Annotated in this window: 21 protein-coding genes; 8 read left to right on the forward strand and 13 right to left on the reverse strand. The window is 62.2% G+C overall.

Annotated features, from left to right (window positions below):
• Position 1 precedes the first annotated feature (1 nt).
• Complete coding sequence (locus K3758_RS10150; RefSeq protein WP_120351163.1) at positions 2–787, reverse strand: 3-hydroxybutyrate dehydrogenase; 786 nt, start codon at positions 785–787, stop codon at positions 2–4.
• Positions 788–1,188: 401 nt separating this feature from the next.
• Between K3758_RS10150 and K3758_RS10155 the strand changes: the two genes are divergently transcribed.
• The gene (locus K3758_RS10155; RefSeq protein ID WP_311201509.1) at positions 1,189–2,919 is read left to right on the forward strand and encodes an extracellular solute-binding protein; all 1,731 of its coding nucleotides are present in this window, start codon (positions 1,189–1,191) and stop codon (positions 2,917–2,919) included.
• On the opposite strand, the gene K3758_RS10160 is transcribed toward K3758_RS10155, so the two are convergent.
• Positions 2,908–3,531, reverse strand: a complete 624-nt coding sequence (locus K3758_RS10160; protein WP_007119543.1) for a helix-turn-helix domain-containing protein — start codon at positions 3,529–3,531, stop codon at positions 2,908–2,910. The genes K3758_RS10155 and K3758_RS10160 overlap by 12 nt on opposite strands.
• Positions 3,532–3,633: 102 nt before the next feature.
• Between K3758_RS10160 and K3758_RS10165 the strand changes: the two genes are divergently transcribed.
• Both K3758_RS10165 and K3758_RS10170 read left to right on the forward strand, forming a co-directional pair.
• Positions 3,634–4,278 carry a DsbA family protein gene (locus K3758_RS10165; RefSeq protein ID WP_259944461.1) on the forward strand — a complete coding sequence of 215 codons (645 nt, stop codon included), beginning with the start codon at positions 3,634–3,636 and terminating at the stop codon, positions 4,276–4,278.
• Between the two features lie 148 nt (positions 4,279–4,426).
• A complete protein-coding gene (locus K3758_RS10170; protein WP_206054265.1) occupies positions 4,427–5,632 on the forward strand; it encodes a multidrug effflux MFS transporter in 1,206 nt (401 codons plus the stop codon).
• A gap of 18 nt (positions 5,633–5,650) precedes the next feature.
• Here K3758_RS10170 and mfd read toward each other — a convergent pair whose 3' ends face one another.
• Positions 5,651–9,121, reverse strand: a complete 3,471-nt coding sequence (gene mfd, locus K3758_RS10175) for a transcription-repair coupling factor (protein ID WP_259944463.1) — start codon at positions 9,119–9,121, stop codon at positions 5,651–5,653.
• A gap of 31 nt (positions 9,122–9,152) precedes the next feature.
• The gene (locus tag K3758_RS10180; protein WP_120351165.1) at positions 9,153–9,680 is read right to left on the reverse strand and encodes a component of SufBCD complex; all 528 of its coding nucleotides are present in this window, start codon (positions 9,678–9,680) and stop codon (positions 9,153–9,155) included.
• 119 nt (positions 9,681–9,799) lie between these two features.
• On the opposite strand from K3758_RS10180, the gene hemB reads away from it, so the two are divergent.
• Complete coding sequence (gene hemB / locus K3758_RS10185; RefSeq protein ID WP_259944466.1) at positions 9,800–10,804, forward strand: porphobilinogen synthase; 1,005 nt, start codon at positions 9,800–9,802, stop codon at positions 10,802–10,804.
• Positions 10,805–10,930: 126 nt separating this feature from the next.
• Positions 10,931–11,497 (forward strand): YSC84-related protein, encoded by a 567-nt coding sequence (locus K3758_RS10190; protein ID WP_067628155.1) that lies wholly within the window; start codon positions 10,931–10,933, stop codon positions 11,495–11,497.
• 76 nt (positions 11,498–11,573) lie between these two features.
• Here the strand turns inward: K3758_RS10190 and K3758_RS10195 are convergent, their stop codons facing one another.
• Positions 11,574–12,446: an NAD(P)-dependent oxidoreductase gene (locus K3758_RS10195; protein WP_259944468.1), complete on the reverse strand. Its 873-nt coding sequence runs from the start codon at positions 12,444–12,446 to the stop codon at positions 11,574–11,576.
• 96 nt (positions 12,447–12,542) lie between these two features.
• Between K3758_RS10195 and K3758_RS10200 the strand changes: the two genes are divergently transcribed.
• Positions 12,543–15,011: a penicillin acylase family protein gene (locus tag K3758_RS10200; RefSeq protein WP_259944471.1), complete on the forward strand. Its 2,469-nt coding sequence runs from the start codon at positions 12,543–12,545 to the stop codon at positions 15,009–15,011.
• The gene (locus K3758_RS10205; protein WP_259944472.1) at positions 15,008–15,574 is read left to right on the forward strand and encodes a pseudouridine synthase; all 567 of its coding nucleotides are present in this window, start codon (positions 15,008–15,010) and stop codon (positions 15,572–15,574) included. The genes K3758_RS10200 and K3758_RS10205 overlap by 4 nt, the downstream gene beginning before the upstream one ends.
• Here the strand turns inward: K3758_RS10205 and K3758_RS10210 are convergent.
• The 6 genes from K3758_RS10210 to trkA all read right to left on the reverse strand — a co-directional run bounded on the left by K3758_RS10210 (position 15,571) and on the right by trkA (position 21,208).
• Positions 15,571–15,972, reverse strand: a complete 402-nt coding sequence (locus K3758_RS10210; RefSeq protein ID WP_259944474.1) for a DUF2177 family protein — start codon at positions 15,970–15,972, stop codon at positions 15,571–15,573. The genes K3758_RS10205 and K3758_RS10210 overlap by 4 nt on opposite strands.
• 99 nt (positions 15,973–16,071) lie before the next feature.
• On the reverse strand, positions 16,072–16,563 hold the full coding sequence (locus K3758_RS10215) for a GNAT family N-acetyltransferase (protein ID WP_259944476.1): 492 nt from the start codon (positions 16,561–16,563) through the stop codon (positions 16,072–16,074).
• Positions 16,564–16,599: 36 nt separating this feature from the next.
• The gene (gene hflX / locus K3758_RS10220; protein ID WP_259944477.1) at positions 16,600–17,898 is read right to left on the reverse strand and encodes a GTPase HflX; all 1,299 of its coding nucleotides are present in this window, start codon (positions 17,896–17,898) and stop codon (positions 16,600–16,602) included.
• Complete coding sequence (gene hfq, locus K3758_RS10225) at positions 17,895–18,134, reverse strand: RNA chaperone Hfq (RefSeq protein ID WP_007119530.1); 240 nt, start codon at positions 18,132–18,134, stop codon at positions 17,895–17,897. Before hfq ends, hflX begins: the two co-directional genes overlap by 4 nt.
• Positions 18,135–18,264: 130 nt before the next feature.
• Complete coding sequence (locus tag K3758_RS10230) at positions 18,265–19,815, reverse strand: TrkH family potassium uptake protein (RefSeq protein WP_259944478.1); 1,551 nt, start codon at positions 19,813–19,815, stop codon at positions 18,265–18,267.
• Positions 19,816–19,831: 16 nt separating this feature from the next.
• Positions 19,832–21,208, reverse strand: a complete 1,377-nt coding sequence (gene trkA / locus K3758_RS10235) for a Trk system potassium transporter TrkA (protein ID WP_259944481.1) — start codon at positions 21,206–21,208, stop codon at positions 19,832–19,834.
• Between the two features lie 126 nt (positions 21,209–21,334).
• On the opposite strand from trkA, the gene K3758_RS10240 reads away from it, so the two are divergent.
• Positions 21,335–21,829, forward strand: coding sequence for a hypothetical protein (locus K3758_RS10240; RefSeq protein ID WP_259944482.1), 495 nt, complete (start codon positions 21,335–21,337; stop codon positions 21,827–21,829).
• 46 nt (positions 21,830–21,875) lie between these two features.
• Here the strand turns inward: K3758_RS10240 and K3758_RS10245 are convergent, their stop codons facing one another.
• Both K3758_RS10245 and K3758_RS10250 read right to left on the reverse strand, forming a co-directional pair.
• Positions 21,876–23,288, reverse strand: coding sequence for a sigma-54 dependent transcriptional regulator (locus K3758_RS10245; protein WP_259944484.1), 1,413 nt, complete (start codon positions 23,286–23,288; stop codon positions 21,876–21,878).
• On the reverse strand, positions 23,281–25,536 hold the full coding sequence (locus K3758_RS10250) for a PAS domain-containing sensor histidine kinase (RefSeq protein WP_259944486.1): 2,256 nt from the start codon (positions 25,534–25,536) through the stop codon (positions 23,281–23,283). Before K3758_RS10250 ends, K3758_RS10245 begins: the two co-directional genes overlap by 8 nt.
• Positions 25,537–25,622: the final 86 nt, after the last annotated feature.

The raw sequence follows: 25,622 nt of genomic DNA on the forward strand, positions 1-25,622 counted from the left end.
CTTACAACGCTGTCCAGCCGCCATCAACGCTGATGGTCGTGCCGGTGATCTGGGCCGCCGCGTCAGAGCACAGGAACGTCGCCGTGCCGCCCATCTGCTCGACAGTGGCAAATTCACGCGAAGGCTGGCGCGTGAGCATGACCTGCTCGATCACCTCCTCGCGGCTCATGTCGTATTCCTTCATCGTGTCGGGGATCTGTTTTTCGACGATCGGGGTCAGCACATAGCCCGGGCAAATCGCGTTGCAGGTGATCGGCTCTTTCGCCGTTTCCAGCGCCGTGGTCTTGCTAAGGCCGACAATCCCATGTTTCGCGGCGATATAGGCCGATTTATAGGGCGAGGCCGTTAAGCCATGCGCCGAGGCGATGTTGATCACCCGGCCCCACCCCGCCTTGCGCATCATCGGCAGCGCTTCGGCGGTGGTGTGAAAGGCCGACGACAGGTTAATCGCGATGATCGCATCCCATTTCTCGGCCGGGAATTCAGGGATCGGAGCCACATGCTGGATGCCCGCATTGTTCACCAAGATGTCACAGGTCCCGGCTTCGGCGATCAAACGCCGACACTCCGCCCCCTTGGACATATCCGCCTTGATGTACCGGGCCGTTACGTTGCATTCCTCGGCCATCTGCTGCGCCAAAGCATGATCCGCTTCGTCATCGGTAAAAGAGTTCAACACGATATCGGCCCCGGCCCGCGCCAATTCCCAGGCGATGCCCAGTCCGATTCCAGAATTCGATCCGGTGATGACGGCTGTTTTGCCGGACAGGTCGATGGTGAAAGCCATGGCGCGTCTCCTTGTTCATGCTGCGACTGCATCATGTACTGCGGAGAGGGCAAAGGGAAAGGGTTTGCGCGCGAAACCGCCAAGGAAGGGAGGCGGCACGCAATAGGCCAAAAAAAACGCCCGCACGAGGCGGGCGTAAGTTATTGAGGCAGGTTTCATACAGGCAAGAAACCTATCGAGCAGTGACCTCTGTATACGCAATCTACGGCCACAATCCAAGCTAAAAGTTTGATAAGGCGGGAATCCGCGGGTATGGATTAACTCCAACAAAATAAGGGCAGATCGTGATTGTTTCAAAAATGAGCTGGGATTTTTTCTCGACAGGACGGGGCGTTGCGGCGCTTTCTTCACTGATTCTGCTCTCTGGCGCGGCTTGGGCGGCCCCTCAGCATGGAATCGCCATGTACGGCGACCCGGCCCTGCCCACCGATTTTGCCGCCCTGCCTTATGTAAACCCCGAGGCCCCCAAGGGGGGCGAGATCGTTCTGGGCAATACCGGGGGATTCGACAGCCTTAACCCCTTTGTGCGCAAGGGCACCGCGCCTTGGCAGCTGCCGCATTTCACCCATGAGACCTTGATGGGGCGCTCGTGGGACGAACCCTTCGCGCTTTATGGGCTGCTGGCCGAGACGATCGAAGTGCCCGATGACCGTTCGTGGGTTGAGTTCACCCTGCGCGAAGAGGCGCAGTTTTCCGATGGCAGCCCGGTCACGGTCGAGGATGTGATCTTTTCTTTCGATCTGCTGGGCACCGAGGGCCACCCCCGCTACCACGGGCTGCGCCAACAGATTGAAAGCATCGAACAGACCGGCCCGCGCAGCCTGCGGATGACCTTTGACAGCGACAACCGTGAGCTTGCCCTGCTCGCCGGAATGCGCCCCATCCTCAGCAAAGCGCAGTGGGAAGGGCAGGACTTTGCCAATGCCCCCTTGACCGAAATACCCTTAGGAACGGGGCCTTACGTCATCAGCGACTATCAGGCGGGGCGCCATGTCACGCTGACGCGCAACCCTGACTACTGGGGCGCCGATGTCCCCTTTCGGCAAGGCACGCATAACTATGATGAAGTGAAAATCGACTTCTACGGCGATGCCAGCGTGTTGTTCGAGGCATTCAAGGCCGGCCAAATCTCAGCCGTGCGCGAATTCAACGCCGAGACTTGGGCCACGCAATACGACTTCCCGGCGATCAGTCGGGGGGAGGTGGTGAAATCCAGCTTTCCGCACAGCAAACCCTCGGGCATGACGGGCTTTGTGATGAATTCCCGCCGCGCGCCCTTTGACGATTGGCGGGTGCGCGACGCGCTGATCTCGGCCTTTAACTTTGAGTATATCAACGAGACGCTGACCGGCGGTGCCCTGCCCCGGATCACCTCCTATTTCTCAAACTCCGACCTTGCCATGCGCGATGGCCCGGCGACGGGCCGCGTGTTTGACCTGCTGGCCGATTACGCTGACACGCTGCCGCCGGGTACGGTGGATGGCTATCGGCTGCCGGTTGCCGATGGCTCTGTCCGCAACCGCGCGGGCATTCGTGCCGCGATGCAGCAGCTTAATGCCGCAGGCTATCAGGCCGAAGGCGGCGTCATGCGCCGGGCGGATGGCACGCCGCTGACATTCACCATTCTTCTATCTAAGGGCAGCCGTGAAAACCTAGCGATTGCAGAGCTTTACACGCAGGCACTAAAGCGACTTGGGATCACGGCGCAGATTGAAACGGTTGATGACGCGCAATTCGTGGCGCGGCAGAACGAATATGACTTCGACATGACCACCTTCCGCCGGGCCCTGTCACTTAGCCCCGGCACAGAGCAACGGTTTTACTGGGGGTCGGAGGCCGCCGACCTGCCCGGCACGCGCAACCTGATGGGCGTGCGCTCTCCGGCCGTCGATGCGATGATCGACCAGATGCTGCAGGCGCGCGAGACGGCTGATTTCGTCGCCGCCACCCGCGCACTTGACCGTATCCTGACCGCCGGACGCTATGTCATTCCGTTCTGGCAGTTCGACGAGGGGCTGATCGCCCATGACGCGCGCATGGCTTACCCTGACACGATCCCGCTTTACGGCGACGGGCCGAACTTCATGCCCGAGGTCTGGTGGTGGCAACCGGCAGAGAATTCAGACCAGTGAGGTCACCCAGAGGATCGTCGCATCCTCATCGCTGAGCGAGACGACATTGTGCCCCATGGTGGCGTCGTAATAGGCGCTATCGCCCCGGCGCATATCGACGGGTTCGTAGAACTCGGTAAAGAGCCGCACCATGCCGGTCAGCACATAGAGGAATTCCTCGCCGTCATGACGCACCCAGCCGTCGAACTCCTCCATCCGGCGCGCGCGGATGCGGGCGCGGTAGGGCAGCATCTGTTTCTTGCGCAGGGCGTCTGCCAGCAGAACATGCTCATAGGTGCCGGTGGCCTTGGCCGCGCCCTCTTCGGCGCGGGTCACGGCCATGCGGCCAGTGATCTTTTCCCCCGCAGGCGGGGTGAACAACTGCGGCACCGTGATCTCCAACCCCACGGCGAGCTTTTTCAGCGCGTCATAGGTGGGCGACATCAGACCGTTTTCGATCTTGCTAAGGGTGGAGCGCGCCAACCCGGCCTGCCGCGCCGCCTGCTCCAACGTCCAGTTGCGCGCCTTGCGCAGCTCGCGCACCCGCGCACCAAGGTCGACCGGCGGGGCGGTCTCGCTCGCGCCGCTTTCGCGGGCGATCTGGATCATGGAACGGGGCGGCGTGTCTGTCATGGACCTGCTATAGCCGCGCCCAAAGGCGCTTGCAACGCTGCCCGCTTGCGATACCCGCCCGGGCCCGCTATGCCCGTTGCGCAGCAATAGATGGGGTTTACCATGGCCGAAGCGATCAAACTCGATATCATGTCAGACCCGATCTGCCCGTGGTGCTATATCGGCAAGGCGCATCTGGACCGCGCATTGCAGGATCATCCCAATCATCCCTTCGCCATTGAATGGCACCCGTTCCAGCTGAACCCCGAGATGCCACGTCAGGGCATGGACCGTCGCGCCTATCTAGAAGGCAAGTTCGGCGGCAAAGAGGGTGCCGTACGCGCCTATGCACCGGTCGTGGAACATGCCGAAAAGGCTGGTCTGAACATCAACTTCGAGGCCATGCAGCGCACGCCCAACACGCTGGACGCGCACCGTCTGATCCATTGGGCCGGGATCGAAGGCCGCCAAACCGCCGCCGTCTCCGCCCTTTTCAAAGCCTATTTCGTCGACGCCCGCGACATTGGCGATGCCGAAGTGCTGGCCGATATCGCCGATAGCATTGAGATGGACGCCGCCGTGGTCACCCGCCTGCTGAAATCCGATGTCGACGCGCAGGACATTCGCGACCGTGATGCCCATAGCCGCAAGATGGGGGTGAACTCCGTGCCGACGTTCATCATCGCGAATGCCCATGCGGTGCCGGGTGCACAGCCGCCCGAGCTATGGGCGCAGGTCATTGCCGATTTGACCAAGCAGCAGAGCTAAACAGGGCGGCAATCATTGCCAAGTTAAGCGCTCTCGACTATCGAGAGCGCAACCACAAGTTATTCCCTGAAGCCTGCCCAGACGGATCCGCCGTTCGGGACAATCGCCGGAGCGCGCGTTCGTGACCACCGAAAATCCAAAATTCTCCATGGGGCGGATCGAATTCGTTGCCCTCATCGCGATGATGACCGCCACCATCGCCTTTTCCATCGATGCGATGCTGCCCGCCCTGCCCGAGATCGCGGCAGAACTCTCGCCCGAGATCGCCCACCGCGCCCCGCTGATCCTCACGTCCTTCGTGCTGGGCATGGGGTTGGGCACCTTCTTTAGCGGGCCGTTGTCGGATGCATTCGGTCGCCGCAACGTGGTCTTTGGCGGCGCGGCACTTTATTCGGTGTCAGCCTTCGTGGCATGGATGAGCAACTCACTTGAAGTCATGCTCGTGGCCCGTATCTTTCAGGGGCTCGGCGCTTCTGGCCCCCGCGTGGTGGCCGTGGCGATCATCCGTGACCTCTATGCCGGGCGCGAGATGGCGCGGATCATGTCGGTGGTGATGATGGTCTTTGCGCTGGTGCCCGCCATGGCACCCATGCTGGGTGCGGGGATCATTCACACGGCGGGCTGGCGCGCGATCTTCATCGCTTTCATGGCGTTTTCGATCATCTCGGTGGTCTGGATGGGCCTGCGCCTGCCCGAAACACTGCCGCGGGAAAACCGTCGGCCCCTGCGTGCGCGGCTGATTATTGGCGCAGTACGCGAGTTGGTCGGACACCGCACGGTGCGCCTGTCGATCCTCGTACAATCGCTGGCCTTGGCGATGCTATTTTCGATGATCATGCTGGTGCAGCCGATCTATGACACCGTCTATGGCCGGGGCGAGAGCTTCCCGCTCTGGTTCGGCGGTATCGCCGTTGTGGCGGCCAGCGCCAGCCTGATCAATGCGCTGCTGGTCGTGCGCTATGGCATGCGCCGATTGGTGAGCATCGCCTTTGGCTTTCAAATCCTGCTGTCAGGGGCCATGTATTTCCTGAACCTTGGCGCCCTGCCCGACCCTTACGGCTTTGCCGCCTTTGTGTTTTTCCAGACCTGCCTGTTCTTCCAAGCGGGGCTGACGCTGGGCAACCTTAATGCCATCGCGATGGAGCCGATGGGCCATATCGCGGGCATGGCCGCCTCGGTCGTGGGGGCGATTTCAACTGTGCTGGCCGCGCTCATCGCCTCGCCCGTGGGGTTGATGTTCGACGGCACTACCAAGCCACTGGCGCTGGCGATGCTGCTCATGGCCATCGGGGCTTACGCTCTGATGCTCTATATGGGGCGGATGGAAAACCGACAGCCGGCGGCGGCGGAATAACCGCCGCCCGTTCGGGGCTTAGCCCTTTGCCTTGGCCTTTTTCGCAGTCTTTTCTTTGGCGATCACATGTTCGGCCAAGTCGCGTGCAATGGCGAAAGCGCCTTTGATCTTATCGGCATCTGTCTTCCAATCCCTGCGCACGACGATCTTGTTGTCCTTGACCTTGGCCAGCCCACGCTGGTCTTGGATGAACTGCACCAGCCCCTCGGGCGAGGCGAATTTGTCATTGTGGAACTGGATCGTCGCCCCCTTCGGCCCGCCATCGAGCTTGGCAATCCCGGCGCGTTTGCACATCGCCTTGATCCGCACCACCAGCATCAGGGTGTTCACCTCTTTCGGCAGCTTGCCAAAACGGTCGATCAATTCGGCGGCAAAGCCTTCGAGTTCCACCTTGGTTGAGAGCTCGCTGAGGCGGCGGTAGAGGCCAAGACGCACATCAAGGTCGGGCACGTAGTCCTCTGGAATGAGCACCGGCACGCCAAGGTTGATCTGCGGTGCCCATTGCTCGTCGGCCTCGCTGAGGCCCTCCATCTCGCCCGCCTTGATCTTGGCAATCGCCTCTTCCAGCATGGACTGGTAAAGCTCAAAGCCCACATCGCGCATCTGGCCGGATTGCTCTTCGCCGAGCAGGTTGCCCGCCCCGCGAATATCAAGGTCTTGGCTGGCCAAGGTGAAGCCCGCGCCGAGCGTATCGAGACTGCCCAACACCCGCAGACGTTTCTGCGCCGTATCCGTCAGCTTCGCGCGCGGCTTGGTGGTCAGATAGGCATAGGCGCGGGTTTTCGAGCGGCCCACCCGGCCCCTGATTTGATACAGTTGCGCAAGACCGAACATATCAGCGCGGTGCACGACCATGGTGTTGGCGGTCGGAATGTCGAGGCCGGATTCAACGATCGTTGTTGCCAGCAGAATGTCGAATTTGCCATCATAAAAGGCGTTCATCCGGTCATCCAACTCCCCCGGTGCCATCTGACCGTGGGCGACGACGTAGGAGAGTTCCGGCAGCTGCGCCTGAAGGAAATCTTCGATCTCACGCAGGTCACTCAAGCGAGGAACGACATAGAAGCTCTGCCCGCCCCGGTAATGCTCACGCAGCAGCGCCTCGCGGATGGTAACCGCGTCGAACTCGCTCACATAGGTGCGGATCGAGAGGCGGTCGACGGGTGGCGTCCCGATGATCGACAGATCGCGCACGCCCGTCAGCGACAGTTGCAACGTGCGGGGAATCGGTGTGGCGGTCAGGGTCAGCACGTGGATATCGGTGCGTAGGGACTTGAGCCGTTCCTTGTGGGTCACGCCGAAATGCTGCTCTTCGTCGATCACCAGCAGGCCGAGGTCTTTGAACCGGATGCCTTTGGCCAGCAGCGCATGGGTGCCAATAACGATATCGACCGTTCCCTTGGCCATGCCATCGCGCGTCGCCGCTGCCTCTTTGGCCGAGACAAAACGGCTGAGTTGGCGCACTTCGATCGGGAAGCCGCGAAAGCGTTCGGCAAAGCTTTTGTAGTGCTGCCGGGCGAGCAGTGTCGTCGGCGCGATCACCGCCACTTGAACACCCGACATCGCCGCGACAAAGGCCGCGCGCATGGCGACTTCGGTTTTACCAAAGCCCACATCGCCGCAAACCAGACGGTCCATCGGATTGCCGCTGGTCAGGTCATCCACCACGTCGGCAATGGCGCGCAGTTGGTCGTCGGTCTCCGTATAGGGAAAACGGGCTGAGAAGGCGTCCCACATGCCCGGCGGCGGGTCGAGCACCGGCGCTTTGCGCAGCGCGCGTTCGGCGGCAATGCGGATGAGCTTGTCCGCCATCTCGCGGATACGCTCTTTGAGCTTGGCTTTCTTGGATTGCCACGCCCCGCCGCCGAGCTTGTCCAGCAGCCCTTCGTCATGGCCGTAGCGCGACAGCAGTTCGATATTCTCTACCGGCAGGTAAAGCTTTGATTGTTCCGCATATTCCAGGACGAGACATTCATGGGCAGCGCCTGCGGCGGTGACCACTTCCATCCCATGATAGCGACCGATGCCGTGGTCGACATGAACCACCAGATCGCCGGGGCTGAGGCTCTGCGCTTCGGTCAGGAAATTCTCGGCCCGGCGTTTGCGTTTCGGCGCCCGGATCAACCGGTCCCCCAGCACGTCCTGCTCTGAGATCACCGTCATGCCCGGCGCCTCGAACCCGTGTTCAAGCGCCCAGACCGCCAGATGCAGTCCGCGTTTTCCAATGCGGGTTGCGTCCATCACCGGGATCGCCTCGGCCAGACCTTCGTCTTCGATCAGCCCAGTCAGGCGTTCGCGCGCGCCTTCGGAGTAGCTGGCGATCAACACCGGGCCAACTTCAAGCTTTGCTTTAATATGCGCAGCCAATGCCCCGAAAAGACTGACAGATTCCTGCTGGCGCTCGGGGGCGAAATTGCGCCCAAGCCGGGCGCCCGCGTCCAGCACCCCCGGCCCAGTGGGCTGTGGCAGCGGGTTGAATTGGATCACCCGATGATCCAACAGCGCTTGGGTCCATGCCTCATCGGTCAGGTACAGCCCCTCGGGCGGCGCGGGTTTATAGACGCTGTCCATTTTAGAGCGCGTCTTCATCGCCAGCTGCCGCGTCTCATATTGGTCGGCGATGGTCTCCCACCGGGCAAGGCGCATCGGCGTCAGTTGATCGTCCAGCGTGATCGTGGCTTTGGGCAGATAGTCAAAGAGCGTTTCCAAGTTGTCGTGGAAAAACGCCAGCCAATGTTCCGCGCCTTGATGTTTGCGGCCCGCGCTGATCGCCTCGTAGAGCGGATCATCGGTGCCCGCCGCGCCAAATTCGATGCGGTAGTTCTGCCGGAAACGGGTGATTGCCGCGTCGTCAAGAATGACCTCGCTGACCGGGGCAAGCTCCACCAGATCAAGCTTTTCCGTGGTGCGCTGCGTCGCCGGATCAAAGCGGCGTGCGCCGTCCAGCACATCCCCGAAAAGATCAAGCCGCACCGGGCCAAGGTCGCCGGGCGGGTAGATGTCGATGATCCCACCGCGCACGGCGTAGTCGCCCGGCTCCATCACCGTGGGGCTTTGCACAAAGCCCATGCGCACCAGAAAGGCGCGCAGGGCTTTTTCGTCGATCCGGCTGCCCACGCGCGCCGCAAAGGCCGCGTCGCGCAGGGTTTCGCGTGCGGGGATACGTTGGCTGGCCGCGTTCAGCGTCGTCAGCAGAACGAACTGCTGAGGCATCCCATGCACCAGCGCCGCCAGTGTCGCCATCCGCTGCGCCGAGATATCGGCGTTGGGCGACACCCGGTCATAGGGCAGGCAATCCCAGCTGGGGAAGGTGACGACCGGCATATCGGGCGCGTAAAACCGCAAAGCGGCCTGCATCGCCGCCATGCGTTTGTCATCGCGCGCCACATGGACCACCCGCTGGCCGCCCTTGGCGATTTCATCAAGAATGGCGCGGGCATCATAGCCTTCGGGAACGCCGGAGAGGGTGATATTACGCGGATCGTTCATCGGGTCTCAATTGGGCCTCACGAGGGGCCTGTCAACCCGCCAGCGGGCCAATGCTTAGATTTTGATACATTCCCCAAAGCGCGGTCACGAAGATCGAGAACATGCCGATGATCTGGGTATAAAGCCGGTGCCGCATCAGGCGCCGCTGCAACACGTCGCCGGTGGAGCCTTCGATGCGGATCAGCCGCGCGGTCGACAGGCTCAGCAGCCCGACCAGCGACATGGGGAACCCCAGCAGCAGCAGGGCTTGGGCGAATTCGATGGCATAGACGAACCCCAATAGCACCAGAGAGGTCAGTGCGAAAAACCCCAACCCCAAGAGCCAAAGGCCAGAGACCTGCGAGATATAGAGCAGCCGGTTCACGTTGATCCGCACAATGTCTTCGAGATCGGCCTGCGCCTCACCCCCATAACGCCGGGCGCGCAGCACCATGTCAAAGGGCACGCCCAGCACCCAATGGCTTGCGGTCGACCACATCACAGCCAGCGCGATCCAGAACCAAAGGTTCGAGAAAGAGCGCATGTCAATCATTTCGAAAAGGGTCTGGTACCAGTCCAAGGCGTGCTCGTCCGAAATTTAAGTTCGCATCTCTTAGCGGTCCGGCGCGACAATTCATAGGGTTGAGGCGTTCAAAAATACATGGCAAGCCCATGCCGAGCCATTCTGAGGTAATTTTGATGCAACCCGTCCACGCCCCCTTCCCCGCCACGCGCCTGCGCCGCACCCGTGCCAATGCCGGTATCCGCGCGTTGGTGCGCGAGAATGACCTGCAACTGGGCGATCTGATCTGGCCGGTTTTCGTGCGCGAAGGCGACGGCGTGGAAGAGCCGATCCCCTCCATGCCCGGTGTCATGCGCCGCTCGGTCGACACGCTGGTCGCGGCGGTGCGCGAGGCGGCGGAACTGGGCATCGGCACGGTCTGTGTCTTTCCCTATACCGGCCCCGAGGACCGGACCGAGGATTGCGCCCGCGCATGGGATCCGCAAAACGCCACCAACCGCGCCATCGCGGCGATCAAAGAGGCCATGCCGCAGATGGTCGTGATGACCGATGTCGCGCTAGACACCTATAACATCGACGGCCACGATGGTTTTGTCGAAGACGGCATCATCGTGAATGACCGCACGGTTGAGGCGCTGGTCAAGATGGCGTTGTCCCAAGCCGAAGCGGGTGCCGATATCATCGGACCGTCGGACATGATGGACGGGCGCATCGGCGCGATCCGCCACGCCCTAGAGCAGGCCGGGCATCATGACGTGATGATCCTGAGCTATGCCGCCAAATACGCCAGCGCTTTTTACGGCCCGTTCCGCGATGCGGTGGGTGCCTCTTCGGCCCTGACCGGCGACAAAAAGACCTATCAGATGGATCCCGCCAACAGCGACGAAGCCCTGCGGCTGGTGGCGCGCGATCTGTCCGAAGGCGCGGATATGGTCATGGTCAAACCCGGCATGCCGTACCTTGATATCTGCCGCCGCGTGAAAGACGCCTTTGGCGCGCCAACCTTCGCCTATCAGGTCTCGGGCGAATACAGCATGATGCGGGGCGCGGCGGACCAAGGGTGGATCGACGGTGAACGCGCAATGATGGAGAGCCTTTTGGCCTTTAAACGCGCAGGTTGTGATGGGGTGCTCACCTACTTTGCCCCCGATGTTGCCCGGCTTTTGGCCAAAAGCGCGTGACCTAAGGGCGTAAATCTGCGCAAAGGGTCCAACCGACATGACAAAGCGCGTGATTATGCGTAATCTCGCGCATAAGTCGGGAAAACCGGCAGCAGGCAACCGATCTTGAACATACAGGCAGAAAAGATGAGCAATCAGACATATAATCGGCGCTTTGTGACTTTGGGCGCCCTTACGGCCCTTGGCGCAACCGCGGCTTGCGGCAACGGCGTGGGCGGACGGGGCGGCGCCATGATCGACGCGCGCGTCGATGCGACCCTGGCCGAGATGTACCGCGGCTATCCCAACACCCGGCAGTTGGCCGAAAAAGCCAATGGCATGCTGGTCATGCCGCTGGTGACCGAAGCGGGCCTTGGCTTTGGCGGCGCTTACGGGCGCGGCGCGTTGCGCGTCAACGACGTGACGGTGGACTACTATTCGGTGACCAAAGCTTCGGGCGGCTTGCAGATTGGCGCGCAGCAATATGCGCATGTGCTGTTCTTCATGACCGAGCCCGCGCTGCGCGAATTCCGCAGCTCGCCGGGTTGGGCGGCTGGCGCCGGTCTGGAATACGTGATCTCCGACAAGGGCGACAGCGTGAGCGCCGACACGACCACTGTCATGGCGCCGGTTCTGGCAGCGGTCTTTGGCCGCGCGGGGCTGCGCATCGGCGCGACACTGGAAGGCACCAAATACACGCGGATCATCCCCTAACGCAGGGTCGACCGATGGTCTTTGAAGGGCAGCGCCAGTTTCATCCGGCGCTGCCCTTTTTTCTTCGCGATCGGTCTTAGCCCATGGCGCGCAGGCGTTTGATCAGGCTCGACGTATCCCAACGCCCGCCACCCTGCTTTTGCACATCTTTATAGAACTGATCGACCAGCGCCGTGACCGGCAGGCTGGCCCCCGTCTCATCCGCCGTATCCAGACAGATGCCCAGATCCTTGCGCATCCAATCCACCGCAAAGCCGTGCTCGAACTTGTCGTCGAGCATGGTTTCATAGCGGTTTGCCATCTGCCACGAGCCTGCCGCGCCTTGGCTGATCACCTCAACCACCGCCCGGCCATCAAGGCCCGCCTTCTCGGCGAAATGCAGCGCCTCAGAGAGGCCCTGCACCAGCCCGGCGATGGCGATCTGGTTGCACATCTTGGTCATTTGGCCCGCGCCGCTGTCACCGATGCGGCGGCAAATCTTGGAGTAGACCTCCATGATCGGCAGCGCCCGGTCAAAGGCCCCCTCATCTCCGCCACACATGATCGACAATTGGCCGTTTTCCGCTCCTGCCTGACCGCCCGATATCGGCGCGTCGACAAAGCTCACCTGCGCGTCATCGGCAGCGGCATAAAGTTCGCGCGTGACGGCCGCTGAAACGGTCGTGTGATCGACAAAGATCGCCCCCGCCGTCATGCCACCAAAAGCGCCCTCTTCCCCCAAACAGACCGAGCGCAGGTCATCGTCATTGCCCACGCAGGCAATGACGAAATCCGCATCCTTTGCCGCCGCGCGCGGGGTCTTGGCCATGGCGCCGCCATAGGTTTTCACCCAGTCTTCGGCCTTGGCTTCGGTACGGTTATAGACGGTCACTTCGTGGCCGGCCTTTTGCAGATGCCCCGCCATCGGAGCCCCCATGACCCCCAGTCCCAAAAACGCGAGCTTTGCCATGTGCTTTTCCTTATCATTCAGTTGCGTTATTCCCTGTCACAACACCTACCACCCTGCGCGCTCCGGTCAATCTGCGCGCCAGCCGAGGATCCCCCGATGGCATTGATGTTTCGCTGGCTTATCCGATTGGCGGTGTTTCTCGTCACGTTGAGCGTCGTGGTTTTGCTGCTGGTCTACTGGTTCGCCGCGCGGTCGTTGCCCGACTATGATGATCGGGTTGATGTCCAAGGCGTCAGCGCCCCGGTCGAGATCGTGCGCGACAACGCCAATGTGCCGCATATCTTTGGCGAAACCGACGAAGACGTATTTTATGGCCTTGGCTTCGCCCATGCCCAAGACCGGCTGTGGCAGTTGATCACCCTGCGGCGCACCGCGCAGGGGCGCCTGTCTGAGGTCTTTGGCACCGCCACCGTCACCACCGACAAGCTGATGCGGCGCTATGATATCTACCGTCTTGCCGTGGCGGCGGCAGGTGAGCTTGACCCCGAAACCGACGCGGCGCTTGAAGCCTATTCCGCCGGGATCAACGCCCGCCTAGATCAGATCAACACCGAAGCCTTGGGCCGTGGCGCGCCCGAGATGTGGCTTTTCAACGCACCCATGGCCCCGTGGCGGCCCGCCGACTCATTGGCCGTGACCAAGCTGATGGGCCTGCAGATGTCGGGCCACCTAGAGGCCGAAGTGCTGCGCGCACGGGTATCATTGGAGTTGAGCGACCAAGACCGCCTGCGCGACATCCTGCCGGACGCGCCGGGCAGCGGTGTCGCCGCCCTGCCCGAATATGCCGCACTCTTTCCTGACGTGACGACGCGCCACGCCGCCGCAGCACCGATGGACAGTCATCCGCTGTCGCCTTTCAAACGGCAGGCCTTCGCCGGTGCATCCAACGCTTGGGCCGCAGCGCCGTCGCGCTCTGCCGCGGGCGGCACGCTTTTGGCCAATGATCCGCACTTGGGGTTCACCGCCCCGGCGATCTGGTATCTGGCCCGTCTGGAGCTTGAGACCGGCGGCGTGATCGGCGGCACGATACCCGGCATGCCCGTGGTTCTGACAGGCCGCAGCGCCGATCTGGGCTGGGGGCTGACCACCGCCTATGTCGACGACCAAGACGTCTATATCGAAGAGCTGAACCCCGACAATACCGAGGAATACCGCACCCCCGACGGGTTCAAGAAATTCCGCAAACGCTCGTCGATCATCAATATCGCGGATGCCGACCCCATCACCGTTACCCTGCGTTGGACCGACAATGGCCCGGTGCTGCCGGGCAGCCATTACAACCTTGGCAGCATCACGCCGCCCGGGCATGTGGCCTCTGTCGCCTCGACCCTCTTTACCGAAGAAGACACCTCGCTTGCCGCCGCGATGAAGGTGATGCGCGCGAAATCGGTGCAGCAGGCGATCAATGCCGCGACCGATTATGTGGCCCCGGCGCAGAACCTCACACTGGTGGACCGTGACACCATCGCCATGAAGACCATCGGCGCTATGCCACGCCGCGACGCCAATCACCAAAGCGAAGGGCGCATGCCCAGCCCCGGCTGGATCGCCGCGAACCGTTGGGACGGAATGCTGCCCTATACCGCCAACCCTGAGTTCATCGCCCCCGCGGGCGGCATCCTTGGCAATACCAACAACAAGACCGTCGATCGCCCCTTTCCCAACCACGTCTCCTTTGTCTGGGGCGACACGCAGCGGGTGCAACGCTGGCAGCGGCTGATGCAGAACCGTGAGGTGCATACCCGCGACAGTTTCATCGAAGCGCAGCTTGATACGGTCAGCCCCACGGCCCGCGCGCTCTTGCCGCTGATCGGCGCTGAGCTGTGGTTCACCGGAGAGGCCGCGCCCGATGGCACGCCCGAACGCCAGCGCCAGCGCGCATTGGATCTGCTGGCAGGCTGGTCGGGTGAAATGAACGAACACCTGCCCGAGCCGCTGATCTATGCCGCATGGATCCGCGCCCTGCAGGACCGTCTGATCCGGGATGAACTGGGGCCACTGGCCGAAGAATTCACCCATATTCAACCGCTCTTCATCGAACGCGCCTTTCGCGATGTGCAAGGCGCTGCGAAATGGTGCGACGTGCGCCAATCCGCGCCGGTAGAGACGTGCCATGACATGGCGCGACTGGCATTGGACGACGCCCTGCTCTGGATCAAAGAGACTTGGGGCACGCAGTTGGAATCCCTCCGCTGGGGCGACGCGCATCAGGCGACCCATGATCACCCCGTCTTGGGCGACGTGCCGCTGCTGCGCTATTTCGTGAACATCCGCCAGTCGACCTCTGGCGGGGACAATACCCTGCAACGGGGGCTGACCCGCGGCACCGGCAAAGACCCGTTCTATAATGTGCATGGTGCAGGCTACCGCGGGGTCTATGACTTTGCCGATCCCGACAGTTCGGTCTTTGTCACTTCCACCGGGCAATCGGGGCATTTCCTGTCGCGGCATTACGACGACATGGCGCAGCTCTGGCGGCGGGGCGAATATATTCCGATGTCACTCGACGCCGAACTGGCCCGCGCCGCCGCCGTGGGCGTGACCCGATTGGAGCCGGCCCAATGACCGCCCGCGTGATCTTGCTGAATAAACCCTACGGCGTGCTGTCGCAATTCACCGACAAAGGCACCGAGGGCAGCACGCGGCCCACACTCTCGGCCTATATCGACGAAAAGGGGTTTTATCCCGCAGGGCGGCTTGATCGCGACAGCGAAGGGCTCTTGGTGCTGACCGACCACGGCCCCCTGCAAGCCCGCATCGCGCATCCCAAGTACAAGCGGCCCAAAACCTATCTGGTACAGGTCGAAGGCACGCCCGATGCCGCGGCCCTTGAGGCGCTGCGCAAGGGGGTGGAACTGAAAGACGGCGTTACGAAACCGGCCCAAGTGGATCTGATCGACGCGCCCGAGGCGCTTTGGCCGCGCGACCCGCCCGTGCGTTTTCGCAAGACGGTGCCGGACGCTTGGCTGCGCATCACCATCCGCGAGGGGCGCAACCGACAGGTGCGGCGCATGACGGCCCATGTGGGGCTGCCCACCCTGCGGCTGATCCGCGAAAGCGTGGGCGATTGGGAACTGGCCGGTCTGCAACCCGGCGCTTGGCGCTGGTCGACCGAGAATGGCCGCTAGGTCAGCGCGCGGGTGATCGCCACGCCTGCTGTCGCCGCCGTCCCGGTCAGGACCGCCCCCCAAGTGAAATCCCGCGCCACCATGGCCCATGTCCAATCTTTGAGCGTGGCCAGATTGGTGAACTCATAGGTGCCATAGCCCATCGCTCCGATCAGCAGCGCATTGCCGAAGACCCAGAGCAAAGAATGGTCCTGCATCATCGCGGGCCAAGACACGAACCAGAGCACCACTGCGACGAAGAAAGCGTAAAAGATCAGCGCCGGGGCGACGCGGAATTCATCCAGCAGCCAGTCCCCGATATCACGCTCAAACACGGGTTTGATGAGATAGGTCAACCCAAGGTAGTCCAGCCCGAGGAAGATCACAGCGGTTGAGATATAAAGGATGGCGAGGGTCATGGAAGCGCTCCGCAAAAGGTCTTTTCACCATATGCGACGCGGCGGGCGAAATTCGAGTGGTTTGCGATTAATATTGGCCGATCGTGCCCGCGGCGTTGCTTAGGAGCGCGACCGCCGCATTAAAACCTCATCATAGTAAGCGCCGTCCACCAAAAGCGCTTCGGTATCCACGGCCCATTGGGTGAACCCCATCCGCTTATAGAGACGCAGTGCGGCTTGGTTCGTGGAAACGACCGACAGGCGGATCGAGATGCAGCGGCCATCAGCCTCTGCCATGGCTGCCTCCATCAATGCCTGCGCCAACCCGCCTCCACGCGCTTCTGGACGCACATACATGCCCCAGATTGTCGCGATATGCCGGGTCTTAGGCGCTTGAGACTGTGCAAGGCCGACGACGCCCTCAAGGCGACCGCTCTCGCTGAAGCCACCGAAGACGCAGCCTGCCTCCAACCGCTTTGCCACATCGGCAAGCGGCAGGTTGGCTTCCCCCTCAAAGGACGCGCCAAAAGCCTCGGGGTGCGCGTGCAGCCCTTCAAGCCTAAGCGCATGAAACACGGCGGCATCCTCGGCGTGGAGTTTGCGAATTTGCATCTTTACCAATCCACCCGGTCCCGCGCCGCCTGCATGTTAAATCTGCTGGAATTCAGCCTCTTGTCGCGCGGACCAACGCACGGTGATCTCAAACCCGTCTTCGGTCTGACGCTCACCTTCCACCACGTCCTGCGCAAACAGCCACGCGCGTTTCTTGCCTTCGGCAAAGCCGAGGGTCAATTCGGCCTCGCGCACCGCCCCCTGCAGCGCTTCGGCGATGGTTTCCTGAAACGCCTCAAGCCCTTCACCGGTGATGGCCGAGATTGCCAGCACATCATCGTTGCGCGCCGCCCGCGCGCGCATGGCGTCAGCGCGGTCGTCGGGCAGCAGGTCCAGCTTGTTCCAAACCTCGAAACTGCGGGTCTCTTTCGGGACGCCCAGTGAGGCGAGGATATCGCGCACATTCTGCGCCTGCTCTTCGGTCTCAGTGTGGGACACATCGCGCACGTGGCAGATGATGTCGGCGGCCAACACCTCTTCCAGCGTGGCGCGGAAGGCGGCGACAAGTTCGGTGGGCAGATCGCTGATGAACCCGACCGTGTCGCTGAGAATGATCTCTGGCCCGTCGGGCAGAACAAGGCTGCGCATGGTCGGGTCGAGCGTGGCAAAGAGCATGTCTTTGGCCATAACCTCGGCCCCGGTCAGGCGGTTGAAAAGCGTGGATTTTCCGGCGTTGGTATAGCCCACAAGCGCGACGATCGGAAACGGCACTTTGGCCCGTGCGGCACGGTGCAAGGCGCGGGTTTTCACGACCTTTTCCAACTGCCGGCGCAGGCGCACCAATTGGTCGTCGATGGCGCGGCGGTCCGCCTCGATCTGAGTCTCACCTGGACCACCGACAAAGCCCAAACCGCCGCGCTGCCGCTCAAGGTGGGTCCACGCGCGCACAAGCCGCGTGCGCTGGTAGTTTAGCGCGGCCATCTCAACCTGCAGCACCCCCTCGCGGGTCGCCGCGCGGTCGCTGAAAATCTCAAGAATCAGCCCGGTGCGGTCGAGCAGTTTCACGCCCCAAGCCTTCTCAAGGTTGCGCTGCTGCACGGGCGTCACGGGGCCGTCGACCAGCACAAGGTCAACCTCCGCCGCCTTCATGCGCTGCTCAAGCTCGTCGATCTTGCCCTTGCCGAAAAGCATACCGGCATGGACCGTGCGCAGCGGCACCACTTCGGCCCCCACCACCTCAAGCTCTGGCAACGCTTCGGCCAATGCAACGGCTTCGGCCAGCGCGGGCTCAGGCGCGCGCCGGTCGTTGTCGGTCTTGATATCAGGATGCAGCACCCAAGCGCGCGTTACGCGGGGTCCATCGCTGTTGTCGATCTGAAATGCTGGACGGCTCAAGAAGCGTCTTCGCCCTCATAAAGGCTGATCGGCTGGCTTGGCATGATGGTCGAAATCGCGTGCTTGTAGACAAGTTGCGATTGACCGTCGCGGCGCAGCAGAACGCAGAAGTTGTCAAACCAGGTAATCACACCCTGCAATTTGACGCCATTGATCAGGAAAATTGTCACCGGGACCTTGGTCTTGCGGACGTGGTTTAGGAACGCATCCTGAAGGTTCTGTCTGTCTGACGCCATGGTAGTCTCGCCTTTTGTTCTTGCTGGCGTCCGCGTACCGGACCCCCCCATTGCCTCAAGTATGGAGTGCGAAAGCGTGAGTTTCCAGCCCCAATATCAGCGGACTAGGGCGGTTCTAGCGCTAAACGTGTCAGGCGCGCCACAAATTCGGGGTCATCAGCGCAATAATCGCCAAGGTTTCCAGCCGACCCAGCACCATTGCGCCGCTGAGGATGATTTTCGCGGCCACGCCCAGTTCGATCAAATGGATGGGTTTGTCGGCAGCATGTTCGATCAGCGGCCCGGTCGTGGAGAGCGTGGCCACCGACATGACCACCGCCGCATCAAAGGACGCGCCAGTCAGGGTAAGCAGCAGGGTCACTCCGGCGAGCGACATGGCAAAAAGCATGAAGAAAATCCACGCGATAAAGGCCCCGTTGCTTTGCAAGCGACGCCCGGCGGCCCCCGCGCCGCTGACGGAATTGGGATAGACCAGCCGGTCCATCTCCCGCACGCCGTTTTGATAGAGCGCGAAGACCCGCAAAAGCTTGACCCCGCCCGCCGTGGTGGCCACCCCGCCCCCGATCAGCGCAAGCCCCATGAGCACCAGCCCCGGCGTGCGCAGCCCCGACCAATTCTGCGCCTCGGCCCAATGTTCAGAGACGAAACCGGTCGTCGACAGGAAGGACAGCACGGTAAACAGCCCGCCCCAAAGCGCGTGCAAAGCGCGGGTGCCGTCGACCTCGACCTCAACCTCGAAGGCGCCGATCCAGTGGCGTGCGAACAGCAGCAACGGCACGCCGATCACCACCAAAAGGCCGATGCGGAACTCTGGGTCGGTCATCAGCCCGCCTTGGGTCGCGGTCACGGTATCTTTGGAAAAAGTCAGTCGCGACAGGGCGAAGAGCATAAACAGCATCATCACCGCCTCGCCGGTGACGCCGACCTGCGCTTCGGCCACGCCCCCGATGGGCGAAATGCCCGAGGTCGCCATGACCGACATGGCATGACAAAGCGCCACCAAGGCCGTCTCTCCGCCGATCACCAGCAAGAGCCAAAGCAGCAGCGTCAGCCCGAAATAGATCGGCAGCAATGCCTGCGTGGTGCGCAGCAGACGTTGGCGCGGGGTGATCCGGCCCATGCGGGCGCCGATCCGGTCATCGGGCCGCCCCGGTTCGGCCTGCGCCGTCACCTCAAAGCCGCCCAAATGCAGCGGGGCCAGAATGGCCGAGGCCGTGACCCACATGAGCAGCCCGCCCATCCAACCGACCTGCGCGCGCCACAGATGCAGGGTGTCGCTCAACCGTTCTGGGTTGAACATGGTGGCCCCGGTGGTGGTCAGGGCGCTGACCATCTCGAAATAGACGTTCATAAACCGCGTGGTCGGCAACGCCTCAAGGAAGGGCACCGCGAAAAAGACCGGCAAGAACACAAAGGCCGACAGCAGCGACAAGAGCGGCCCAAGCGCGCCATCCAAGGGTTTGCGCCCGGCATGGGCGATGGCGATAAGCGTGAAGGCCACAAGCCCCAGCAGACCGGCATAGAGAAAGGCGCGGCTGGCCAGATGGTCATTCATCACCAGCCCGTGGATCGACGGCAGGATCATCGACAGGGCAGAGACGCCGAACAATTGCAAGAACAGCGGCAGCTGCACGATCTCCCGGCGGATGCCGGTCGGCCCTATGCTGGTCGGTTGCGTCACAAAGGCGCTCCTGCGCTTAGAAAAAGTCGATCGAGACCTGCAAAAGCTGCTCAACCCGCGGCACATCTTCGGCCAGAGCGAAGAGGGCGACAACATCCCCTTCGTCGATCCGGGTGCTGCCCATGGGGCGGATCACCTTGCCTTCTTTGCGCAGCATGCCGATCAACACGCCCTCGGGGAAGTCAATTTCCGAGACTTTCTTGCCCGCGAGGGGCGATGTCGACAGCACTTCGGCCTCGATCACCTCGGCCTCGGCATCGCCGATGGAATAGACCGCCCGCACCCGCCCATGGCGGATGTGGCGCAGGATCGAACTGACCGTCGTGGCGCGCGGATTGATATAGGCGTCGATGCCAAGGTGGGTCATCAGCGGCACCAGCGTCGGGTCGTTGATCAGCGCGATGACATAGGGGCAGCCCTCGGCCTTGGCGCGCACACAAGACAACATGTTGGTTTTGTCGTCATCCGTCACCGCCAGCATCGCATCGGCGCGGCTGATGCCCGCCTCGGCCAGCAGCGCGGCATCGAGCCCGTCGCCGTTCAACACGATCGTCCGCTCAAGCCCTTCGGCGGCGCGTTCGGCGCATTTGCGGTTTTTCTCAATCATCTTGGTGCGCACGCGCAGCGGCCCGGCCTCTAGGTGTTGCGCCACGGTCAACCCGACATTGCCGCCCCCCACAAGAACAACACGCTCTTGCTTGGTGGTCTGTTTGCCGAAAATCTCCATCGTGCGGGCGATGTCGTCGTGATGCGAAAAGACATAGCAGTCATCGCCGACGAAAAGCTGATCCTTCGCCTCGGGCGCGAACAGCGTGCCATCGCGGCGCACGCCCACGACGACCGCGCGCAGGGTCGAGAAGAGATCGGTGAGCTGCCGCAGCGGCGTGTTCACCACCGGGCAATCGCTGTCGATGGTAATCCCGAGAAGCTGTGCCTGCCCTTCCATGAAAATCTCGGTGTCAAAGGCGGCGGGCGCGCTGAGACGCTGAAGGGCTGCAGTGGCGACCTCTTTCTCAGGGGAAATCACCACGTCGATCGGCATGTGATCGCGGCGGTAAAGGTCGGAATAAATCGCATCCAGATAGGACTGGCTGCGCAGACGGGCGATCTTGCGGTTGATGCCAAAGACCGAATGCGCCACCTGACAGGTCACCATATTGACCTCGTCCGAGTGGGTCGCGGCGATGATCATCTCGGCGTCCCGCGCGCCCGCACGGTCCAGCACATCGGGGTAGCTGGCGAAACCGGCGATGCCCTGCACATCCAACGTGTCGGTGGCGCGGCGGATCAATTCGGCATTGCTGTCGACCACGGTCACATCGTTGCGCTCTCCGCTGAGGTGACGGGCAATCTGCCAACCCACCTGCCCTGCGCCGCAAATGATGATTTTCATGAAGGCTTCCTTACCCTAAGCAAAGATCGTGTGAGGGTTGTCTTGGGTCGGTTAGAGGGCATGACAGATGGGTTGGCAAGGGTCAAATCAATTGTCTTTACCATCCAACAGCGGCATCATGGGGTCATGAAACCGATATCCCCACGCGCATCGCGCAGCGCCTTTGCCCTAACGTTTGTCGCCCTGATGGCTGCGGCCTGCGCGCCGCTGAACACCTATTACAAACCGGGCGCGACCGTTGCGCAGGTCAACCGGGCCACCACCTCTTGCGAGGTGCAGGCCCTGCGCGACGTGCCGATCTCAACGCAAATTCGCCGCGAACCGCCGCGCTATGTGCCCGAGCGTCGCCAATGCGATGCCAATAACAACTGCACCACGCGGGGCGGCTTTTACGTGCCGGGTGAATTGGTGACCTTTGACCCCAACCAAGACCTGCGCAACCGGGTTGAGGGGCAATGTATGGCCGACAGAGGTTTCGCGCCGGTGTCGATCCCCGCCTGCCCCAGCAATGTGGCCCGCGCCGCACCTGCGCGCGCCACCACCACGCTGCCCGCACTCAACCCCAAGTCCTGCGTGATCCGCAACAGCGATGGGTCGTTCCAGATCGTCACCCAAGGGTGAGGCGCTGCGCGAGGGGGCACGCCCCCTCGCAGTTCTGCGGCGGGGGTCAGCCTGCCGCTTCGATTTCCTCGTCCACATGGGCCACGCGCACACCCGCCTTGGCCGAGGTCACAACGCCGAGGGATTTCAGCTTGCGGTGCAGGGCGCTGCGCTCCATCCCGACGAAATTTGCGGTCCGGCTGATGTTGCCGCCAAAGCGGTTGATCTGGGTCAGCAGATACTCCCGCTCGAAAGCCTCGCGCGCTTCGCGCAACGGCAGCGTTGCCAGCGCGCCGGAAAGCACCACGCGCCCCTCATCGCCGCCGTTTTCCTCTTCGCCCGGCAGTTCACGGGCCTCGATCGGGCCGGTGCCATCCCCGAGGATCAGCACCCGCTCAACAAGGTTCTTAAGCTGGCGCACATTGCCGGGCCAGACCATCGTCTGCATCAGAGCAACGGCATCTTCGGTCAACGCACGCTGCGGCAGACCTTGGGAGGTGTTGAACTCGGCGATGAAATGTTCGGCCAGCAGCGGAATATCTTCGCGCCGCTCCTCCAAGGACGGCACGGCAATCGGCACGACGTTCAGACGGTGATAGAGTTCCTGCCGGAAGGTATCTGCCTTGATCGCCTGATCCAGATCGCGGTTCGTTGAGGAAATCACCCGCAGATCGACGCGGACCTTGTCGGTCCCGCCTACGCGGGTGAACTGTTGATCGACCAAGACCCGCAGGATCTTGGACTGGGTGCCAAGCGGCATGTCGGCGACCTCATCGAAATAGATCACCCCGCCGTGGGCCTGTTCCAGCAACCCCGGCTCGACCCCGCGGTCCGGCGTCTCCCGGCCAAAGAGCACCTCTTCCATCCGATCAGGCGCCACCCCGGCGCAGTTGACGGTGACAAAGGGCGCCGAGGCGCGGGCGGAATGGGCGTGGATATAGCGCGCGGCCACTTCCTTGCCCGACCCCGCGGGGCCAGTCAGCATCACGCGGCCATTGGATTTGGTCACCTTGTCAAGCTGCCCCAACAGGGCGCGATAGGGCGCGGAGGTGCCAATCATCTCGGAGGTCGCCACGTCGCGGCGCTTGAGGTTCTGGTTCTCCCGGCGCAGGCGCGAGGTTTCCATTGCGCGGCGGATCACCACCAGCAATTGATCGATGTTGAACGGCTTTTCGATGAAATCGTAAGCCCCTTGTTTGATCGCCGCTACGGCAATTTCAATATTGCCGTGGCCCGAGATGATCACCACCGGCACATCGGGATTGTCCCGTTTGACGGTCTTTAGAATATCGATCCCGTCCATCCGGCTGTCTTTCAACCAGATGTCGAGGATGATCAGCGCGGGCGCCTCGGTGTTGATCTCGGCCATCGTCTCATCAGAATTGCTGGCCAAGCGCGTGGCAAAGCCTTCATCCTCAAGGATGTCCGAGATCAACTCACGGATGTCGCGTTCGTCGTCTACAATCAGAATGTCACTCATCTGCCTTATCCCCTTGGTCTGTCGTTGCGTCGATGGCCAAGGGCAGTGAAATGACTGCCATGGCACCGTGATGATCTTGCCCGTCGAATGCGGGCGCGGTTTCGAGCGTCAGGCTGCCGCCGTGTTCCTCGATAATCTTTTTGACGATGGGCAGGCCCAGTCCGGTGCCCTCGCTGCGCGTGGTCACATAGGGCTCGAACAGCCGCGCGCGGTCTTCGGGCAGGCCGATGCCATTGTCGGCAATGGTCAGCCGCAAAAGCCTGTTCTCGGGCGTCAGGAGCACGCGAATTTGCGGCTCATGCCCCTCGGTCGTGCCTTTTTTCTTCAGGCTTTCGATGGCTTCGCCCGCGTTCTTGATCAGATTGGTCAGCGCCTGCGAAATCATCGTGCCGTCGATATTGGCCATGACCGGCTGCGTGGGCAGGTCAAGCTTGATCGCCACCTCTTCCTGCCTGCTTTGCTGAAGTAACACCGCATCGCGCAGCAATTGCCGGATGTCCTGACGGCTGGTTTCCGGCTCTGGCATCCGCGCGAATTTCGAGAATTCGTCGACGATGCGCCGCAGGTCGCCGGTTTGGCGGATGATCACCCCGGTCATCTGCTCCAGCGCGTCATCATCGCCCTCGGCCATCTTGGGGCCAAACTTGCGGCGGATGCGCTCGGCACTCAACTGAATGGGCGTCAGCGGGTTCTTGATCTCATGGGCAATCCGGCGCGCCACGTCGCCCCAAGCGGCCATGCGCTGCGCGCTGACCAGATCGGTCACATCGTCAAAGGCCACGACATAACCCTCAAGATCGCCATCCTTAGAACGCCGGGTCGCCATACGCACCAGCAGGTTCTCCATCGCCCCTTGGCGCGAGACTTTGATCTCCGCCTGCGCCACTTCGTCAGACGCGGCCTTCACTGTCTCAAACAGCGGCCCGAACTCCGGCACGGCAAGGGTCAGCGGCAGGCTTTGCTGATCTTCCGACCAGTCCAGCAGCCGCATGGCAGAGCGGTTCACGAAGGTGACGCGCCCCTCCGGGTCTAGCCCCACAACGCCCGAGGTCACCGAGCTTAGCACGGAATCGAACAACCGGCGACGGCGCTCGATCTGGTCGGTATTCTCCAACAGGGTCTCGCGCTGGCCCTTCAGTTGCCGGGTCATCTGGTTGAAGTAACGCCCCAGCATGGCGATTTCGTCATCGCCCTCTTCTTCGCGGACCTGCACGTTCAAATCACCCGCACCCACCTGCTGCGCGGCGCCGGTCAAGCGCCCAACCGGGCCGGAAAGCCGTTCGGCAAACCACAGGCCCAGCCAAACGGCGGCCAGAATGAGGATCACCGCAAAGCCCAGATAAACAAGGGCAAATTCGAACAGCAGCCGCCCGCGTTCGGATTCAAGCTGTTGGTACAGGCGCACCGTTTCTTTGGTCTCATCCAGCAGCGCCAGAATCTCACCATCCACCGCGCGAGAGACATAGAGAAAACGATCGACATAGGCGTCCATCGGCACCAGCGCGCGGAATTCATTGTTGGGCCAGTCCTCGATGACCAAAAGGCCCTCGTCACTGGCGGTCTCAAGCTGCGCCTCTGTGGGTGCTTCGAAATCAAAGAGATAGGACCGATCCCCTCGCGCCCGGATCTGCGCGGTGCTGTCGATCAGAAACGCCTCGCGCAGGCCGCGCTGAATTTGCCGCTGGCCCTCGCCCAAAAGCTCACTGTCGCTCAGGTTAATGCCCTGTGCCCGGGCGCTGTCGATGCTGCGGGCAAGGGTCTGCGCGTCCAAGATCAGCGCCTCGCGCTGCTCGGCCTCATAGGCCTCCGCCGCCGCGAGCGACGAGCCGACCACGCCGCTGACCCGGTCAGAAAACCAGCCTTCGAGCCCGACGTTCACCGTAAGCCCGGCAAAAATCGCCACCGTGACGGTCGGGATCAGCGCCATCAGGGCAAAGACGCCTGTCAACCGCAGGTGCAACCGAGAGCCCGCTGATTTGGCGCGGCGTGCTGAGATCAGCCGGCCGACCTGAATGAGAACCAGCGCCGCCACCAGCAGCACATAGACCAGATCGGACAACAGAATGAGCCGCAGGTTAAGCGTATCCGCCCCCTGCCCCAAAGGCCCGAGTGCCAGATAGGTCGCAAGCGCCAAAACCGGCCCCAGCACCACCAGCCCAAAGGTGGACCAATTGCGCAGCCGCTTGACTCGCCTGAGACGCCCCAACCGTTCGAGCTTGAACCTGCGTGACCGGGTTGCCACCCGCATACCTCACCGATGTTGTGATGCATTGCTGCATCAACCGCCATATTATGTGGTCCTGAACGGGAGAGTACCCCGATGGCCACTGTTAT

Origin of the sequence: Sulfitobacter sp. W002 (assembly GCF_025142135.1) — a bacterium.
Classification (GTDB): domain Bacteria; phylum Pseudomonadota; class Alphaproteobacteria; order Rhodobacterales; family Rhodobacteraceae; genus Sulfitobacter; species Sulfitobacter profundi.

Bases quoted from the DNA above. Each gene is read 5' to 3' on its own strand.
- K3758_RS10170 (WP_206054265.1), top strand. From the start codon at position 4,427: ATGGGGCGGATCGAATTCGTTGCCCTCATCGCGATGATGACCGCCACC.
- K3758_RS10150 (WP_120351163.1), bottom strand. From the start codon at position 787: ATGGCTTTCACCATCGACCTGTCCGGCAAAACAGCCGTCATCACCGGA.
- hemB (WP_259944466.1), top strand. From the start codon at position 9,800: ATGCAACCCGTCCACGCCCCCTTCCCCGCCACGCGCCTGCGCCGCACC.
- K3758_RS10195 (WP_259944468.1), bottom strand. From the start codon at position 12,446: ATGGCAAAGCTCGCGTTTTTGGGACTGGGGGTCATGGGGGCTCCGATG.
- K3758_RS10245 (WP_259944484.1), bottom strand. From the start codon at position 23,288: ATGAGTGACATTCTGATTGTAGACGACGAACGCGACATCCGTGAGTTG.
- mfd (WP_259944463.1), bottom strand. From the start codon at position 9,121: ATGAACGATCCGCGTAATATCACCCTCTCCGGCGTTCCCGAAGGCTAT.
- K3758_RS10210 (WP_259944474.1), bottom strand. From the start codon at position 15,972: ATGACCCTCGCCATCCTTTATATCTCAACCGCTGTGATCTTCCTCGGG.
- K3758_RS10200 (WP_259944471.1), top strand. From the start codon at position 12,543: ATGGCATTGATGTTTCGCTGGCTTATCCGATTGGCGGTGTTTCTCGTC.
- K3758_RS10215 (WP_259944476.1), bottom strand. From the start codon at position 16,563: ATGCAAATTCGCAAACTCCACGCCGAGGATGCCGCCGTGTTTCATGCG.
- K3758_RS10190 (WP_067628155.1), top strand. From the start codon at position 10,931: ATGAGCAATCAGACATATAATCGGCGCTTTGTGACTTTGGGCGCCCTT.
- K3758_RS10240 (WP_259944482.1), top strand. From the start codon at position 21,335: ATGAAACCGATATCCCCACGCGCATCGCGCAGCGCCTTTGCCCTAACG.
- K3758_RS10155 (WP_311201509.1), top strand. From the start codon at position 1,189: ATGTACGGCGACCCGGCCCTGCCCACCGATTTTGCCGCCCTGCCTTAT.
- K3758_RS10160 (WP_007119543.1), bottom strand. From the start codon at position 3,531: ATGACAGACACGCCGCCCCGTTCCATGATCCAGATCGCCCGCGAAAGC.
- hfq (WP_007119530.1), bottom strand. From the start codon at position 18,134: ATGGCGTCAGACAGACAGAACCTTCAGGATGCGTTCCTAAACCACGTC.
- K3758_RS10250 (WP_259944486.1), bottom strand. From the start codon at position 25,536: ATGCGGGTGGCAACCCGGTCACGCAGGTTCAAGCTCGAACGGTTGGGG.
- K3758_RS10165 (WP_259944461.1), top strand. From the start codon at position 3,634: ATGGCCGAAGCGATCAAACTCGATATCATGTCAGACCCGATCTGCCCG.
- K3758_RS10205 (WP_259944472.1), top strand. From the start codon at position 15,008: ATGACCGCCCGCGTGATCTTGCTGAATAAACCCTACGGCGTGCTGTCG.
- trkA (WP_259944481.1), bottom strand. From the start codon at position 21,208: ATGAAAATCATCATTTGCGGCGCAGGGCAGGTGGGTTGGCAGATTGCC.